The 17,008-nt window shown below is 57.3% G+C and carries 17 protein-coding genes; 10 read left to right on the forward strand and 7 right to left on the reverse strand.

Annotated features, from left to right (window positions below; genetic code table 11):
* Positions 1–26 precede the first annotated feature (26 nt).
* Complete coding sequence (locus ATK23_RS12070) at positions 27–1,163, reverse strand: acyl-CoA dehydrogenase family protein (RefSeq protein ID WP_174520614.1); 1,137 nt, start codon at positions 1,161–1,163, stop codon at positions 27–29.
* Positions 1,164–1,511: 348 nt separating this feature from the next.
* Here ATK23_RS12070 and ATK23_RS12075 point away from each other — a divergent pair, with 348 nt between their 5' ends.
* Entirely contained in the window at positions 1,512–1,784 is a 273-nt protein-coding gene (locus tag ATK23_RS12075; RefSeq protein ID WP_066142352.1) for a hypothetical protein, read from the forward strand.
* Positions 1,781–3,055: an amidase gene (locus tag ATK23_RS12080; RefSeq protein ID WP_066142356.1), complete on the forward strand. Its 1,275-nt coding sequence runs from the start codon at positions 1,781–1,783 to the stop codon at positions 3,053–3,055. Before ATK23_RS12075 ends, ATK23_RS12080 begins: the two co-directional genes overlap by 4 nt.
* Positions 3,056–4,023: 968 nt before the next feature.
* On the opposite strand, the gene ATK23_RS12085 is transcribed toward ATK23_RS12080, so the two are convergent.
* The 4 genes from ATK23_RS12085 to ATK23_RS12100 all read right to left on the reverse strand — a co-directional run bounded on the left by ATK23_RS12085 (position 4,024) and on the right by ATK23_RS12100 (position 7,383).
* Positions 4,024–4,785 (reverse strand): SDR family NAD(P)-dependent oxidoreductase, encoded by a 762-nt coding sequence (locus ATK23_RS12085; RefSeq protein WP_066142360.1) that lies wholly within the window; start codon positions 4,783–4,785, stop codon positions 4,024–4,026.
* Positions 4,786–5,127 carry a hypothetical protein gene (locus ATK23_RS12090; protein ID WP_100339325.1) on the reverse strand — a complete coding sequence of 114 codons (342 nt, stop codon included), beginning with the start codon at positions 5,125–5,127 and terminating at the stop codon, positions 4,786–4,788.
* A gap of 159 nt (positions 5,128–5,286) precedes the next feature.
* On the reverse strand, positions 5,287–6,681 hold the full coding sequence (locus ATK23_RS12095) for an MFS transporter (protein WP_066142367.1): 1,395 nt from the start codon (positions 6,679–6,681) through the stop codon (positions 5,287–5,289).
* 117 nt (positions 6,682–6,798) lie between these two features.
* A complete protein-coding gene (locus ATK23_RS12100) occupies positions 6,799–7,383 on the reverse strand; it encodes a nuclear transport factor 2 family protein (protein ID WP_066142370.1) in 585 nt (194 codons plus the stop codon).
* Positions 7,384–8,026: 643 nt separating this feature from the next.
* Between ATK23_RS12100 and ATK23_RS12110 the strand changes: the two genes are divergently transcribed.
* The 3 genes from ATK23_RS12110 to ATK23_RS16600 all read left to right on the forward strand — a co-directional run bounded on the left by ATK23_RS12110 (position 8,027) and on the right by ATK23_RS16600 (position 10,897).
* Positions 8,027–8,653, forward strand: coding sequence for a response regulator transcription factor (locus ATK23_RS12110; protein ID WP_066142373.1), 627 nt, complete (start codon positions 8,027–8,029; stop codon positions 8,651–8,653).
* A 62-nt stretch (positions 8,654–8,715) separates the two neighbouring features.
* On the forward strand, positions 8,716–10,197 hold the full coding sequence (locus ATK23_RS12115; protein ID WP_066142376.1) for a PAS domain-containing sensor histidine kinase: 1,482 nt from the start codon (positions 8,716–8,718) through the stop codon (positions 10,195–10,197).
* A 592-nt stretch (positions 10,198–10,789) separates the two neighbouring features.
* Entirely contained in the window at positions 10,790–10,897 is a 108-nt protein-coding gene (locus ATK23_RS16600) for a transporter substrate-binding domain-containing protein (protein WP_217994571.1), read from the forward strand.
* A gap of 88 nt (positions 10,898–10,985) precedes the next feature.
* Here ATK23_RS16600 and ATK23_RS12125 read toward each other — a convergent pair whose 3' ends face one another.
* Positions 10,986–11,978 carry an oxidoreductase gene (locus ATK23_RS12125; protein WP_245858395.1) on the reverse strand — a complete coding sequence of 331 codons (993 nt, stop codon included), beginning with the start codon at positions 11,976–11,978 and terminating at the stop codon, positions 10,986–10,988.
* On the opposite strand from ATK23_RS12125, the gene ATK23_RS12130 reads away from it, so the two are divergent.
* Positions 11,934–12,155 carry an FCD domain-containing protein gene (locus ATK23_RS12130; RefSeq protein ID WP_157801657.1) on the forward strand — a complete coding sequence of 74 codons (222 nt, stop codon included), beginning with the start codon at positions 11,934–11,936 and terminating at the stop codon, positions 12,153–12,155. The genes ATK23_RS12125 and ATK23_RS12130 overlap by 45 nt on opposite strands.
* 106 nt (positions 12,156–12,261) lie before the next feature.
* Here the strand turns inward: ATK23_RS12130 and ATK23_RS12135 are convergent, their stop codons facing one another.
* Positions 12,262–12,954 carry a GntR family transcriptional regulator gene (locus tag ATK23_RS12135; protein WP_066142378.1) on the reverse strand — a complete coding sequence of 231 codons (693 nt, stop codon included), beginning with the start codon at positions 12,952–12,954 and terminating at the stop codon, positions 12,262–12,264.
* Positions 12,955–13,028: 74 nt separating this feature from the next.
* Here ATK23_RS12135 and ATK23_RS12140 point away from each other — a divergent pair, with 74 nt between their 5' ends.
* From ATK23_RS12140 to ATK23_RS12155, 4 genes are read left to right on the forward strand one after another with little or no spacing between them, the layout of a single operon-like run.
* Positions 13,029–13,517 (forward strand): tripartite tricarboxylate transporter TctB family protein, encoded by a 489-nt coding sequence (locus tag ATK23_RS12140; protein WP_083515613.1) that lies wholly within the window; start codon positions 13,029–13,031, stop codon positions 13,515–13,517.
* 2 nt (positions 13,518–13,519) lie between these two features.
* On the forward strand, positions 13,520–15,118 hold the full coding sequence (locus ATK23_RS12145) for a tripartite tricarboxylate transporter permease (protein WP_083515614.1): 1,599 nt from the start codon (positions 13,520–13,522) through the stop codon (positions 15,116–15,118).
* 54 nt (positions 15,119–15,172) lie between these two features.
* Positions 15,173–16,165, forward strand: coding sequence for a tripartite tricarboxylate transporter substrate binding protein (locus tag ATK23_RS12150; RefSeq protein WP_083515615.1), 993 nt, complete (start codon positions 15,173–15,175; stop codon positions 16,163–16,165).
* A 13-nt stretch (positions 16,166–16,178) separates the two neighbouring features.
* The gene (locus ATK23_RS12155) at positions 16,179–16,946 is read left to right on the forward strand and encodes an SDR family NAD(P)-dependent oxidoreductase (protein ID WP_066142386.1); all 768 of its coding nucleotides are present in this window, start codon (positions 16,179–16,181) and stop codon (positions 16,944–16,946) included.
* Positions 16,947–17,008: the final 62 nt, after the last annotated feature.

Here is a 17,008-nt window from a genome sequence, read left to right on the forward strand (position 1 = left end):
CTTGCCTTCAGGTGTGGGTGGATGGCTTACAGGAAGCCTGGGAGGGTCGATGGCTGGTTCATGAGCACCGCACCGGCGGCGTCATAGGTGCTCTGGCTTAGCAGGGCATGAAGCTGAGGAACCGGGGCATCGAGGCGCAGCAGGTTCATCGGGTGGCTCTTGTTGATGATCTTGGAACCGGAAATCATCACCAGATCGTGGACCACCTGCGAGGCGACGTCCGCCATGTTGGTGGCTGATAGCCGGACCAGCGCTTTCTGCTCATCGGTGACGGTGTCGCCCCGGGTGACAGTTTCCCAGACCTGCTCAGCCACGTCGTAGTAGAACGAACGGGCAGAATGCAGCGCGGCGTAGGCCTTCGAATACTGGAGGCGGAAGTACGGGCGGTCAGCCAGCGGCGGTGCTCCGGTGATTCCGGTGTAGGCACCGGACTCGTGCACGAAGTCGAGGGCCGCCCGGGCCACGCCGAGGGCGACGGCCGAGTGGGCCTGGGCCTGGTAACCGAGCAGCGGGTAGCGGTAGAGCGGTTCGTCGATATTCGAGGCGCCGCCGCGAACGAAGGTCCATTCGTAAGGGATGTCCACGTCCTTGAGCACGGTGTCGAAGGAACCAGTGGCGTGCATGCCGTTGACGTCCCAGTCCTTGACAATCTCCACCTGGTCGAAGGGAACCAGTGCTGCGCGGGGCTTGTTCTCTCCGTTGGAATCCACCAGTCCCACGCCTATCCAGTCGGCTCCCATGCAGCCGCTGGCGAACTTCCAATGCCCGCTGACCTTGAAACCGGTTGCGGTGCGGGTTGCCGGCTGCATCGGGTAGAGGCCTCCTGCATAAACTACGTCCGGGCCGTCCTTGTAGATTTCCGCCTGGGTTGATAGGGGCAGCGATCCGAGATAGGTCAGCGCGGTTCCGAAGGCAACCACCCAGCCGGCGGAGCCGTCCACGCGAGCAACCTTTTCAATGATCTTCAGGAACTCGGCCGGCGGCATCGGCTCTCCACCGAATTGCTGCGGGGCGGATGCTCGGTAAATGCCAATTTCCTTGAGGCTGTCGATGTAATCGCGGGGAATGTATCCCAACTCGTGGAACTCTTCGCGTCGTTCAGCTAGTTCGGCTAGAACTGAATCCCACGTCTTCTCTGGCACCTTTTCGAGCGTCTTGACCATGATGGCTCCTCAATGGGTTGTTTGTTGAGTACGATCCTATGGAAAGTGTGACCTGCATGATATTGGCAATATCCGAGTGGGTCGTAGGTGAAATCTTTACCCGTGGCGAGACGGGCCGCAGAGCTGGGCGGATTCAGCTTCTTCGTGCACCATTTGCTACCTCTTTCCATCCGTCAGCAATGAGTGTTACGAAAAAACCTTGCGGGCAATAGGTGAAACCCTTACAGGATTTTTAGGAAAGGTCACTACTTTCATTGGGCAGAACATCGTAGGTTCGAATAAAGGAAAGTCGAATGGCTTGGCACCGCGTGAACAAGCATCCCATGAACGCATCCGGAAGGAAGATCAATGACTGATACGGATCGAATAATGACCTTAACCTGCTATAACGATACGCACGGCTGGGGTTGGCGGCATGTTGATCTCTTTGTCCGCGATTCCGAAGGCCTGGAACTCAACTGGGTGCACTGGGCCGTTTCCGCCGATGGCCCGGATGCCGCGGATGCCGTCACCGCACAGGTTGAGCCCTCGCTGGTCCGCACCTCGGAATGGCGGCATTCGGTGGGCGCCAGCGGCATGGACTTCTGGGAAGCCGATGCCGCGTGGCAGGACGAGCTGTGACCCTCTATCAGCCGTGGCCGCTGCGGGGTTTGGTTTCCGACCTCGCCGATGGCACCCGCACCGCCGGGTCGGCTTTTGACCAGGCCCGCGCACGCATCGGCGAAACCGAAGAATTCGTCAAGGCTTGGATTGACATCGAAGGCACCGCATCACAGGAGGCCGCGGGTCCGCTGCACGGTGTCCCCCTGGGGGTCAAGGACATCATTGATGTCCGGGGATACTCCACCCGCTGCGGTTCGCAACTGCATGCAAATATTGCTCCAGCACAGCAGGACGCGTCCATAGTCCGGCGTTGGAGCGAGGCCGGAGCGTTGCCCCTGGGCAAGACGGTAACCACCGAATTCGCTTATTTCGCTCCCGGGCCCACACGGAATCCAGCAGCACCGGGCCACACCCCGGGAGGTTCCTCCAGCGGCTCGGCGGCCGCGGTGGCCAGCGGCCAGGTGCCCATCGCCATCGGCTCCCAGACCGCCGGGTCGGTCACGCGGCCGGCTTCCTACTGCGGCGTCGCGTCCTTGGTGATGAGCCAAGGACGATTCGCCACCGACGGAATCGTCGGGCTGAGCCCGGCATTTGACAGCCACGGCATTTTCACGGCGACCGTGGACGATCTTGCCTTAGCATGGTCCGCCATTTCCGGCGAGCAGGATCAGGCAGGCAAGCAATTGCGGGCACCGCGCGTTGCGTGGTGGTCAGCCAAGAACCTGAACGTCGTTGATGAGCAGATGACTGCTGCGTTGCGCAGAACACGCGAGATCATCGAGGAAGCCGGGGGAACCATCGAGGAGCTTGGCAATGAGCAATTGGTGACCGAGCTGATCGATTTACACCGAATTGTCATGGCCGTAGAAGCAGCCAGGGAACGAGTCTTTGAAGCGGCCCACCCCGGCGGCTTGTCGCTGCAGTTCGCGGAGCTGCTGCGCAACGGACGCATGTATGCGGCCGGCCGCTACACCTCCGCGCTGGAGCGCATTAAGCGGGCCCAGACCGCCATGGATGAGGTATTCAAGGAATTTGACGTGATCATCGGTCCGGCGGCTCCGGGTGCGGCACCGGAAGGCATCGACGCCACCGGAGACCCCGTGCTAAGCCGCCCCTGGCAGGCAATGGCGCTGCCCGTGGTCACGGTTCCCGGTCTGCGCAGCAGTGCCGGGCTTCCCTTGGGGCTCCAGGTCATCGGCGCGCCGAATGGTGAATCTGCGGCGATCAGTAGCGCATTGTGGCTTGAGAAGGTCATTGCCCGGGCCGCCGCACCGACCGGCGCCCGCTAGGATTTCCCTCCCTGGGAGCCGTGCCAGCCCCTGGCCTCGGTTCAGGCGCAGGCAGTCGCGGCATTTCACGTGGTGCTCTGCTGAAGGAACAGGCTCCGGCGGCTCACCCCATGGGCTAATATCCCGGCAGATGTTCTACCCTGCCAACTGCAACACCGAGGGACCGCGATTAGCCGCGGTCCCTCGGTTTTCTATTGATCTTGTGGCAGTTGCAGGATACGTATTAGCGATGTCGCCATTTTCCCTTCAATTCGCAGGGCGTGCAGTGCGGCCTGTCTTGCGGCATTGAAATGACCGTACTCTTTCTCGTAGGCAGGCCCCGCGACGCCTGGCAACGCGACGTATGCCGGTGCAGTGACAGAATCGGTCTGTCCTGCCGCATGCGGCTGCCCAACGCACTGGCCTGAGTCGACTGCGCAACCGGCGTACTGCACCGACCACCGTTCGCGGGTCCTGTTCCTGAGCCTGTTGAGCACAACGTAAGAATGAGTGGCGTATTCAGCTTCCTGGCTCCAGCCGAACCAGCCGGCTCTCACGGGCGGCGCAGCCTTCGCTGGACGGGATGCGGATCGCAACTGGCATGTTTCATGGAAACGACCGGGCTGCCCCGCGGCAACTTGCATCTATTGCGAGCATCCACGGCACCTTTTCCGCGGTGGGAGCCAAATGTCCCGTAGCTCGTGGGACATTGTCCATGCCCCATTCTCGCCACTTCTTGCGGAATTCTCGTCCACCCTATGAATTGCAAGCCGCTCAGACCCCTACAAATGCGGCTGATACGGCTGTTTTTCGCATGAACTCATGGTCATTGAGCCGCGAACCATACAGGAGCAAAAAGCGTTGAGGGCCGGTGCCTCGAATTACCGGCTCTCAACGCAGCTTTTGGGATTCGGAATACCGAATTCGGCCTGCATTTTCACATGACCTTTTGACCAGATATCGGCCAGGGGGAAAATCCTCCCTGCTGCCTAGCGCATGAAAACCCCGCCGTTGACGTCCAGGGTTGTTCCCGTGGTGTAGCCGCTGTCCGGGCCCACCAGGTATGCAACCGCTGCAGCTACTTCCTCGGGTTGGCCTACCCTCTGCACCGGAATACCCTGCGACATTTTTGCCAGGTCGTCGTCGCTTGGATTTCCCATGGCCGGGGTGAGAATTGCCGCTGGTGCCACCGCGTTCACCGTGACTCCGCTGGCAGCCAGGTCCTTGGCGAAAATCTTGGTCAGCACCAGGCTGCCGGCCTTGGACGCCGCGTAATGCGCGCCCGCCACTAGGCCGCCTTGCTGGCCGGCGAAGGATGACATGTTCACAATACGTCCCCAGCCCTTGTCCCGCATGGCCGGGGCACACTTCTGGATAGCTACCAGATAGCTGCGCAGGTTTGTTTCCATGACGTCGTCCCATTCATCCGGCGAGATATCCCAAACGGAACGCTGCACGGTCTTGCCTGCGTTGTTGACCAGCACGTCGGGACTCCCCCACGTCGTGGTGACTTCATCTATGCACGCGGTGAGGCTTGCTAGGTCTTTGACATCGACCCCGACCCCCAAAGCGGTTTCACCCGCCGGATCCAGCTTTGCTGCAAGCTCCTTGGCTTGGGTATCCTTCAGGTCGGCAATGGCAACCCGAAATCCGTCAGCATGCAGCCGCCTGGCAATTGATTCACCCAGACCCTGCGCGGCTCCGGTGATCAGTGCGATCTTTGAAGAGTTATTGTTGGCAACCGGATTCATCTAGTCCTCCCCGAAGAAAAGCGGACGGCCTAGGCGCGCCTCGATCTTGTAGTACTTCCAAAGCTGCGAGTCGCCAACCGGCGTATCGCGGATGATGCTGCAGATCTGTCGGATGCTTTCGTAATCCGGTGCGTCCAGCAACAGGTAGCAGGTCCAGGGGAAGCCATCCGAGGGGCCTACCTGGATGGTGTCATCGTCAAAGGTTCCCAGCACGCGGACGCCAAAGCGTCCGGTCAGGTCTGCAAAACTGGACTTTGTCGCATTGAAGACTGCCTTTCGTTCCTCGGCTGTTGCCGAAAAGAAGGGTGGCAGCACCCCGATGCACAGCAGAGATCGAATCATGCCCACTTCGTTTGTAGCTGGGGTAGTCATCGGGGACCTTTCAATTGACATTGTCAGAAGCGTTCAGATTGTTGCCATGAAGCGGCCATGCATGGGGTGATGAATGACGGCGGAGCCTTACCCGCCGCCATTCACCGGATCCAGGTAGCGCACTTGGCGCTAATTCATTCTGTGGTTCTCGGCAGCTGCCTGCTCGGCCGGCTTTTTGCCCGAGAGCTGGTACGAGTCGATATCTTGCAGACGCCGGCGTCCGGTCTCCCCGATCCTGAACATGGCCAGCACCGAAATCACGATGGTGCCAAGCACAAAGATCACTACCGGCGTGATACTTCCGGTTTGCTCAAGCATCGCCGTGCCGATGATCGGCGTCAACGCGCCGCCCAGCACGGCGGCCATGGCGTAGCCAAGGGACGCACCGGTATAGCGCACTTGGGTGGGGAACATTTCGGAAAACATCGCGGCTTGTCCGCCGACCACGATGCCGTGGGCAATCAAGCCGACAAACACAACCGTGGCGATCAGGGTAATGGTCACCGCATCCCCGGTGAGCATGCCCAGACCCCAAGGAACCCAGATAATGGCTACGGCGAATCCCAGCAGCGAGGTCTTCTTGCGGCCAATGTAGTCGGAGATCCAACCGCCGGCGAGCATTGAGAGGAACCAGATGAACGAACCGTAGAAAAAGACATTCAGGATATCCTCGCGATTAATCTGCTGAACATTGACCAGGTAGGTCTGCGAGAAGACACCGAAGACGTAATAGGTGGCTTTTTCTCCCAGGGTCGCGGCCAGAACCAGAAGAATGGGCTTCCAGTAGCGCTTGACGGCATGCTTGAGCGGGGTGTCTTCCAGCCTTTCGCGTTCCTTCTGCGCCGCATGGTAGACGTCCGAGTCCTCCACGGCACGGCGCAGGAAAAACGCCAGGACAATCAATACCGCCGAAAGGATGAAACCGATCCGCCATCCGTAATTGATGAAGAATTCATCGCCACCCACGGTTGCCATGAGGGCTAAAACGCCACTAGCCAGGATGCTGCCGATGGGTCCGCCGGCCTGGGCCCAGCTGGCCCAGAATCCACGGCGTTCCGGACGTGAATGCTCGCTGATCATCAGGATTGCGCCGCCAAATTCACCGCCCAGGGCAAAACCCTGCAGGAAACGGGCGACGGTCAGGATGATTGGGGCAACCACTCCGATTGATCCATAGGAAGGAATCAGGCCAATGACTACCGTGGAGATGCCCATGACCATCAAGCTGATCATCAGCGCACGCTTGCGGCCAAGCCGGTCCCCATAGCTGCCGAACACCATTGATCCCAGCGGCCTGGCAATGAAGCCCACGGAAAATGTCGCAAAGGCAAGCAACGCACCAACCAGCGGAGTCTGCTCTGGGAAGAATACTCGGTTAAAGACCAGTGCGGCAGCAATTCCGTAGAGGAAAAAATCATAGAATTCGATTGCCGTACCGCTGACCGAGGCGAAGACGATGCGGCGGAAGCCACGTGTTTTCTCGGCACTTACAGTTTGACCGGCATTAGTTTGTGATGTTGCCATGTTTCTACCTTTGGTTATTAATTGAGTGGATGATCCGCAGCACGCGGGCGGAAGGCAAAGCGTGCATTTGCCGTCCGCCGTGCCGGCCTGGAAGCACGGCAGCGTAGCGATCTTTTCTTAGTCGCGCATCAGGACCGAGGTGGCAGGGTAATCCGAGGCGAAGTTGGATGGCAACGGAGCGACAAAAACATTCTCGGTGCGGGTCCGGGTGATCTTCCAAACGCCGTTTTCCTTGCGGAAGGTGTTGAATAGGCGACTGGAGCGTAGGAGCGACTTTCCGTCGGAGAACAGCCACGGCTGCATGTGGATCCACTGGCCTTCGGCGGTATCACCGGTGACATTGATCTGTTCCGAGGTCAGGTAGTGAGCGTTAAGAAGCAGGGCAGGGTCCTGCTTCTCGCCCCAGAATTCATTAAAGTGGGCACGGATCTGCTCGGCGCCTTCGGCACGGCCGAACTGGTTGTCGTAGTATTCGCCCACGCCTTCCCAGACGGCGTCTTCGGTGTAAAGGTCCATGATCAGATCGATGCGCTCGGCGTCATCCTTCACACCGTATTCAGGCATCGGGGTATCGCACAGGAACATGTAGCGGGCTTGGATACGGCGGATGTCCGCCTCGGCTTCCAGAATTTCAATACGGCGCACCAGGGCTTCGACGGTCTGCTGATCGTTCGCGATATTAATTGTCTGCTGTTCGGTCATGAATCTTCTCCTTATTCTTGCTAAATGGTTGGCGCAGCGAGCATGCTCGCCGCAGAAGTGGGACACTCCGAAGGGCGCGTTCTTCCACGCAGGCGTGTTGCTCCGTTCAAAATTCCTGGATTTTGTGTTCGCCAAGGGCACGAACGTCTTCGACGCTCGCTGTAAGCTGGGGTTGCCATGTTGACGAGGGTTCATCTAATGAAGGAACTATCTCGGATTTTCTTATTTCCCGCAGGACTTCCCGAGGCAAGTACCAGCCCTAGTTACCCTCCAAATCTTGTGAACAATCGATTGCCTGCATCCGAAAAGATGAACCGGCTATCTGGTCTCGCTGCCTGAAGCTTCTTCAATGCTCCCCCGGGGAAACCGCGCAAGTAAAGTAAAGAATGTCCGTATTCTGACTAAGGGATTCGATCCGATAGACTGTGATGCACATAGCACACCCAGGTTAGGCGCATCACCTGATTGGGATTGGCGCAGAGGTTGGAGGAGGGCAGTGCCATGGCATCCATCAATCAATGGATACCCACAACGCCCGTAATTTTCCGAGGCAATCCTCAACAGATAAGCCACGCCTCGAATTAACGCATGCGAAATGTACATTCGAACTTCGCCCACAATCGACACTTCGAAAGACGCACCAATGCTCGAACAGCCGCCCGTAGTTTACATAGTTGATGATGATCAAGAGCTCTGTCAATCCGTTCAATGGCTGCTTGAGAGCGTCGATATCCAGTCCGAAAGCTACACGGAAGTCAGCTCATTTCTGGAGAACTACGATCCGGATCGGGTTGCCTGTCTTGTCCTTGATGTCCGGATGCCGAAGGTTGGCGGATTCCAATTGCAGGATCTCCTCGTGCAGCGCCGCTCCCCCATGCCGATCATTTTTGTTTCTGCGCATGGCGACATCCGCATGTCGGTAAAGGCCCTGCGTAATGGGGCGGTCAACTTCCTCGAAAAACCCTATGATCCGCAAATCCTCCTGGACTCAATCCAGGAAAACCTGCTTGGTGCGGAAGCACTGTACCAAAAGAATGCCGCACGCCAGCGTGTAGTTAATCGGGTCAAGACCCTTACGCCGCGCGAACTGACCATCCTGGGCCTAGTCATCGAAGGGCTTCCCAGCCAGAACATTGCCCGCCGGCTGGGTATGAGTGCCAAGACTGTTGATGTGCACCGGGCCCGCATCAAAACCAAAACCGACGCGGAGAGCATCCCTACATTGGTGCGCGACATCTTGCAATACGATGTGGACATCAACGAGGTCTAAGACGTGCCAACCAAGTTTCGGCCGCGAGCCAGTCAGCACAAACCCAGCAGAGGGGCAACATAGTGGATTTCCCGGCACTTAAAGATTTCAAGGTCCTTGCCGATTCCATTTCGCATTGCATCCTGATCCACGATGCAACCACCAAAGAAATTCTTTGGGCGAATCCGGCGGCTTGCACCATGCTCGGCTTTACGCTTCAAGAACTCAAATCGTTGAAGTCCGAAGATATGAGCAGCAGCGAGCGGCAATACCGACGGACCATTGCCAAGAGTTGGCTGCACCTCGACGTCGAAGAGGGACAGAACCAGATCCGTTGGAAATACCGGACAAAAAATGGCCACGAGGTCCTCACTCAGGCCGTCGGAAAGCGCATGGTGCTCAGCGGAAGAACCGTAGTCATGATTGAATTCCGGGATATTAATTCAGAACTGGCTCTCCAACGCCGCGTCAGCAAAGCCGAAAAGCTCATGCGGACGGTCTTGGCGCGCTCGGATGCAGGGGTGCTGCTTCTCGATGTGGACCTCAGGATTTCCACGGTGAGTCCCAGCGCCCTGCGGGTCCTGCAGTGTGCCTCGCGGAAGCTGCTCAAGAAACATCTGGCGGAAATCGCGGTGCCACACAAACGCGAGCAGCTCAAGGCAGAAATCCAAAAGCACAGGGAAACCCACGTGACCACCGAAATCCGCCTTGAATTCCCGATTTCGGAGGATTCAACCAAGTGGCTGACCGGATCGTTGGAGTACGTCCGGGGCGAGGACGACGTCCACCACCATGTATGGGTATTCCATGACATCACCGACAAGGTCCTGCGGGAAAAAGAAGAAGAGCGTTCCTTTGCCTATGCCAACTTCATGGGGCGCCAGCACGCCATGGGAGACATGGCAATGCTGCTCTCCCACGAGCTGGCACAACCAGTTGCAGCAGCCAATAACTTCCTCAGTGGACTCCGCTCGCGCATGGATCAGATCCCGGACGACATTGTTGATCCGTTGCGATTCGGCATTGACAGCGCCGAAACCCAAATCCGGCGGGCCTCCAAGATCATCAACAGCGTCCAAGGATTTGCCGGGAACATGGAACTGTCCGAAGAGCTGGCAGATCTCAATGAGATAGTCAGTGAAAGCATGTATTTCATTGAACTGCGCGGCAGGGACAAAGGGGTCAGCACAATGCTCACCCTCACGGGCGAGCGCCTTCCCATCATTTGTGAACCGATCCTGATCGGGCAGGTCGTGCAGAATCTCTGTTTTAACGCCATCGACGAAATGGCGACATGGGATGAGGAGGCCCGGCATATCGAGGTTGCCACCATGCGCAGCGGCACAATGGCAACGTTCGAGGTCATTGACCATGGACGGGGGATCGGGCACCTTCCGGGAGATGACATATTTGCTGGAGCCTTCACCTCAAAGGCAGACGGGCATGGGGTCGGTTTGGCCCTGTGCTACCGGATCATCACCCGCCAGGGCGGCACCATCAGCGCACACGAAAGCGCACCTCATGGAGCTACCTTTACCTTCAGCCTTCCGCTGGCTGCTACATGAAGTGCGGGCTTGAACCCATGCGCTTTGAGGCCTGCAAGCGACAGGCAATTCGCTATCGCTGAATCACCGATGACCGTGTAACGGCTAATTGATATCCCCGGTTGAAGCCATATGCCGAGCTGTGTGAGCATGCAGCATGATGTACTTCCAACGAGTCCTCGGATGGACAGCACGTTGTCGGTACCGGTTTACGACGTGATGAGTTTTGTCGCGTTAGATCAGGCTGGCGAAGTTAACATAGTTTCCTATCGGGACTTCGGCGACAGTTCTAGATCAGGACATCGGTGACACTTCCGCGATTAAAGCGGTAACATTTCACCCGGATCTTTAGCCCCCGGAAAACCACACAGCCCTCCCACGGCACAAGGCCAAAGGGGCGGGCTGGTAGACTGGTATTAGTGAAACATGATCCAGCCGACCCGGCAATACGCCTTGCCATCGCCCGATGACCAGACGACGCACCCAGAGATGTCAAGCCCCGGGTTTTGTAGAGGCTGTTTAACTTGTTTTTCTAAGCAGCCTCAACGTCTGTCAGTGCCTGTTCGGTCCACAGCAGATTGACGTGGGCCGGCGACCTTTATCCGAGTGCCGAATGCAGCCGCTGGGTGATGACGAGTTCCAAGAGTACGTGAACCAGTGGCTGAACATGGCCAAGAACGACGGGACGCTCGCCGCGGCCGAGAAGCCCTGGTTTGGGTAGGTTCGAAGCTAGAACATGACAATAAACCGGCGGCTCCATCCAATGCAGGTAGGACGGAGCCGCTGGCATTGCTATTCAGCTGGCGTGATCAGTTCTCCCAGAACGGGTAGTCGATGTAGCCCTTGGGACCTTCGGTGTAGAAGGTCGCGAAATCCGGTTCGTTCAGCGGCAGCTGTTCTTTCCAGCGGCGCACCAGATCCGGGTTGGCAATCGCAGGGCGGCCCACGACAACAGCTTCGCCCCAGCCTTCGGCAGCCACGCGAGCGGCTTCCTCATAGGTGGTGATCTCTGCGAAGCCGGTGTTCAGCAGCACCGGTCCGCCGAATTCCTTGCGCAGCGACTGGACGAGCTCGCCGGCTGGGTCATGGTGCAGGATGCTCAGGTTGGCCAGCCCCAGTGGCGCGATGCCCCGAACCAACGCGGTGTAGGTAGCCAGCACATCCGCGCGATCGTTTTCCAGCGCACCCTGGACATTGTGTTCCGGCGAAATGCGCAGGCCGGTCTTCCCGGCGCCAATGGCGTTGGCAACCGCGGTCACTACTTCAATGACAAAGCGGGCCCGGTTCTCCGGGGAGCCACCATAGTTATCGGTGCGGGTGGTGGCCGAAGGTGCCAGGAACTCGTGCAACAGGTAGCCGTTGGCACCGTGAAGCTCCACGCCGTCGAATCCGGCGGCGATGGCGTTGCGCGAAGCAGTCACGAATTCCTCGATGATCCGTGGGAGTTCTTCAGAACCCAGTGCATGCGGAACCGGGTAGGCGTGCTTTCCGGTGTAGGTGCGCGACTCGCCCTCAACCGCGATGGCACTGGGTGCTTCGACGTAGTCGACACCGGTGGTTTCCGGGTGGGTGACGCGGCCAGCATGCATGACCTGGGCGACGATGAGGCCGCCTTCGGCATGCACCGCGTCGGTGACCTTCCTCCAGCCGGCAATCTGCTCCTCGGTGACTAGGCCCGGCTGGCGGACGAAACCCTGGCCGGCAAAGCTCGGGTAGGTGCCTTCCACCGCGCGCTTTGGCGCGCAGCGCACAATCCGGTGCTCGAGGATCTGCTGGAGCGCCTGGCCACCCACCAGATCCATGCCCCATCATCCACGCTGTCCATCGGCTCGCGCTGGACCGAATCCCTGGACGAGCACCAGCTCATTGTGAATCACGTCCGCGAGCGCGACAGCGCGAAGGCAAGTGAGCTCATTCAGGACCATGTGGCTACCGCCAAGGCACTGCGACTGAAGATGTTTGCCAGCTTGATGTACTAGTACTCTGCAATTTAGAAAGCCGGGCGCCCATGCAAGTGCCTGGATCATTGCTCTGTGGAGCGACCCTCCAGCACATCCCAACGCAGCATGGAATCAGAGACCGAAATTAGGCGGGTCCGATAGCTTCTTGCCGAAGCCCAGCTTTTAGAATCAATTCGACCGAAGCGTTGTAATGCTCTGTCAAGAGTCGCACAGCTTTATCTGCATTGCGCTCAATGACCGCCGTAACGATTTCGTCATGTTCATCAACCAGATGCCTAGTTTCTGTGTCTGCTTCTGCGCCAGACCAAAGCCTATACAAGGAAGTCGCGTCTTCCAGCGCGTCAGCCAATTGCGCCAATAGCGGGATACCCGCGGCAGAAATTAAAATACGGTGAAATTCCTTGGCACCGTCTAGCCAATCCTCGGACAAACCACGTTGATCCCCTGGTCCGAAGCGTTCAGTATGCTTCAGCCGATGCTGAGCCGCCACCAAGGTAGATTCCCACATCAAATCTCCACGTTCAATTGAGAGCTCCAATGCCAATTCTTCTGCACGGCAACGGACACGGTTCAAATCCTCGAGCGCAGACAACGATAGGTAGGGAACAGAGAAGCCCTGTTTCGCCTCATTGATAACAAGAAAATTGCTAGACATCTGCATCAACGATTCACGCACGACAGTCGTGCTGGTTTCATATCGCTTGGCCAAGGGAACCAACGGCAGTCGCTCACCCGGCTTCCACTGCCCTGTCAGAATGTCGCGACGGATTTCCGCAATGGTCGAGTCGACGAGCGAACTCTTGTTGTCATGTTGCATGGAAACATCCTACATAACGCGATCGTTACATTATTTACTTGACGTTGTAACGTCAGGATAATAATGTGTCACCTATGTCACATCACAATGAAGTGGGATTCAAGCTTCGGCCTTTCCAAATCTCGACAGTCGTTATTGCGCTTGTCGGAGCCGGCTGCGCCATTTACGGGTTCGCCCTAGGACTAGGAACATTGGCTCAACCACGTGCCGGGGCCTGGCCATTCCTCATTGGACTCGGCATGTTCATCGCTGCACTTGTTTTGTTCTTCACAGAACGAGACAACTCTGACTACGAAGCATTCAGCAAGCAGTCCTTGGTCAACGTCGCCGGATTCGGACTGATGATCACCTACATCCTGTTGTTCAAATATGTCGGGTTCACACTTGCCACTTTGCTAATCAGCATCGCGTGGCTGCGTTGGATGGCACGCGAACCTTGGCGGTTCGTCCTGTGGTACTCGGTTGTCCAGACAGCGTTGTTTGTGGTTATCTTCAGCATTCTGTTGGCAGTTCCACTGCCTGCTGATCCAATTGTCAACTTGATCCTAGGAAAGGGACTGTAGCCGTGGATTTCTCTAATGTCCTCGATGGTTTCATGGTGGCGCTTGATCCAATGAACCTGCTCTATGTCTTCATTGGCGTAGTAGTCGGCATGATCGTCGGAATCTTGCCGGGCCTCGGACCAGCGCCCACCATCGCGCTTATGCTGCCCCTGACCTACGTAATCCCGACTGAATCCGCGATCGTCATGCTCGCCGGAATCTACTACGGCGCTTACTACGGTGGAACCATCACCTCAGTGCTGCTGAGGCTTCCAGGCGAAGCCGCCAGCGTCGTGACTGTCTACGATGGTCACAAAATGGCGCTGAAGGGACGCGCCGGTCCCGCGTTGGGAATTTCCGCGATTGGTTCGTTTGCCGGTGGCGTGGTCGCGACCATCGGCCTGATCTTCTTGTCGCCAGTCGTGGCAGCGTTCGCCGTCAAACTCGGACCACCAGAGTATGCACTGTTTGCCATCGTAGGACTCCTCATGGTAGCAACGCTCGGCGAAGCCAAACGGCTGAAGAATCTCATCGTCGTTTGCTTCGGCTTGCTCGTCGCGGTAGTGGGAATCGATGCAGTTACCGGCGTCGCTCGCTTCACTGGCGGAAACGCAGAGTTGCTTCGCGGCATCGACTTCGTGGCAGTTGCCATGGGCCTCTACGGTATCGGAGACGTTCTATACGATTTGGAGCAAAAGGCCACAGGCGCACGCATCAAGGGCAAAATTGGCCGGGTACTGCCAACCCGCAGGGATATGAAGGATTCCAGCGGTGCCATTGCCCGAGGATCTGTTATCGGCTTCGTACTCGGTCTACTTCCTGGCGGCGGGGGTGTCGTTTCTTCGTTGGCATCCTATGCAACCGAAAAGAAGGTCTCCAAGCACCCCGAAGAATTCGGAAAGGGTGCCATCGCGGGAGTTGCCGGTCCGGAAACTGCGAATAACGCTGGTTCCACTTCATCATTCCTGCCGTTGCTTTCCCTAGGCATTCCCTCGAACGTTGTACTGGCACTGATCTATGGCGCTTTGCTAATCCAGGGAATCACGCCAGGCCCAGCGTTGGTCAGCGAGCATCCTGGCGTCTTCTGGGGCGTATTAGCTTCCATGCTGGTAGGCAACATGATGCTGCTGGTCCTGAGCATGCCGCTGGTTGGGGTCTTCGTCAATCTGGTCAAGGTGCGAATCGGCATCCTCTCCAGCGTCATCTTGATCGTCACCATGGTTGGCGTTTACTCCGTTTCGAATAGCACGTTCGACATGTGGACCATGCTGGTCTTCGGCGTTATCGGCTATCTGATGCGCAAGACCGGTTTCGATCCCGGACCGATGGCCCTGGCAATTGTCCTTGGTCCAACGCTGGAAACCTCCTTCAGGCAGTCCATGCTGATGAGCCACGGATCACCGGCCATCTTCGTGGAGCGACCGGTATCAGCGGTGCTCGTGCTGCTGTTGGCCGTTATCATTCTGTTGCCGTTCATTCTGCGCCTGCTAAAGCGCAGGACCCGTGTGCAGGACATCATGCCCATCACCACCGAGAACGACTCCAGTCGAGCAGAAGTTGTCGACAACGAAACTGCCCAGTCAGCTGAAACGGTCTTGCAAGATTCTGATCACTCCAGATAACTGAGCACTTCACTCAATTCCGCTTCCTAATCCACCCCTACTCGAAAGAATCCAATGAAGAAAAGCATTTCTCGGCTGTCTGCTTTGGCCGGTTCACTCGTTCTCATCACTTCTCTAGCCGCCTGCAGCGGTTCCAATGCAGCAGGAAGCCCCGAAGCAGATTTCCCAACCCGTGACGTCACCATGCTCGTTCCGTACGCGGCTGGTGGACCAACCGACATTTCCGCGCGTGCGCTCGCCACGGAAATGGAAAAAGAACTCGACACGACCGTCATCGTTGAAAACCGGCCGGGCGCTTCCGGTATCACTGGGCTCTCTGAGGCATCTAGCGCGAAACCTGATGGCTACACCATGGTGTTCTCCACCGATGATTCGTTCGTGCAGTCGGTTAAACGCACCACACCCTACTCATTCGAAAGCTTCGACGCAGTAGGTGGTATCTTCACTCAGCCATATGTGATTGTCGTACCTTCGAACTCGGAAGTTTCGTCGGTCGAGGACCTGAAGTCCTCAGGCCCGCTGAACTACGCGGTAACTGGATGGGCAAATCCAACGCATGTCAATCAGGCTGCAATATTCGGCGAGCTCGGCATTAAAGCCACAGCAATTCCATTCGATGGTGCTGCGCCCGCGTCTCAAGCACTGATCGGCGGACAGACCGACGTTGCAATGCTGGATGCCCAGGCTGTCATGCCATATATCAAGAACAAAGATCTCAAAGCTCTCGCGGTGCTGACTGCCGACGGCCAACGTCTTGACTACCTGCCGGATGTAGAGACTTTCGAAGAGGCAGGACTGCCCGTAGACAACCAAACACTGACCATGTACGGAATCGCGGTTCCCGCAGGCACCGACGATGCAGTGGTGAAGACGATCAAAGATGCCGCAAACACTGCGCGCGAATCCGAGAACTTCACAAAGCTCTCTGAAGACAACTACATGCCGTTACTATCCGAAGAAGATGCAGCCAATTGGTACGACCTGCTGCAGAAAAAGTCAGCTTCCACAGTGAAGGTCATGGAACAGTTCAACATAACCGTCGAATAAGTCAGGACAACAAATGCAAACACTCAGTGGACGCACGATCATCGTCACTGGCGGCGGTAGCGGTATCGGCGCGGCAATTGCCCGTGGCCTAGCCGAGCATGACGTACGCGTCGGTATTGCCGATATCGATTTGGATGCCGCGAACCAAGTTGCCGCAGAGGTGCGAGCCAACGGAGGACAAGCACATGCGGTTAAGTTCGATGTAACCAACAGGGAATCCGTGGCAGCTGGCATAGCAGAGGTTGTCAGCAAATTCGGAAACCTGTACGCCATGGTGAACAACGCCGGTATCTCAGCCGAGGTCCCATTCCTCGACGCGACAGAAAAAGACTGGAACAGCACGATGACCGTCAACGGTCTGGGTGTACTGCTCTGCATGCAGGAAGCTGCGAAGGTTTTCATCAAGCAGGGACAAGGCGGTCGTATCATCAATACGACTTCCATAACTGCCAAGAATGCTAGCGCAAACTTCGCACCGTACGCGGCCAGCAAGTCAGCTGTATCTTCGCTGATTCAATCGGGCGCACGCGCCTTGGCACCACATAACATCCGTGTCACTGGATTCGCTCCAGGAATTGTTGACACGCATTTGTGGAAGGGTATTCAGCAGGACAACATAACGCGTCAGCTGAAAATGGAGAACTACGCCAAACAAATTCTCGTGGGCCGCGTGGCGGTACCCCAGGATCTGGTACCCACAGTGTTGTTCTTAGTCAGCAGCGGGGCAGACTATCTCACTGGACAAGTCATCACGGTTGACGGTGGAATGGTGCTCTCCTAAAACTTCAGCCCAACGCCCCCTCACGTGGATCAATTTGTAATCCTCTTGAGGGGGTTTCCTTT

The organism is Glutamicibacter nicotianae (assembly GCF_002797775.1).
In the GTDB taxonomy this organism is placed as follows: domain Bacteria; phylum Actinomycetota; class Actinomycetes; order Actinomycetales; family Micrococcaceae; genus Glutamicibacter; species Glutamicibacter nicotianae.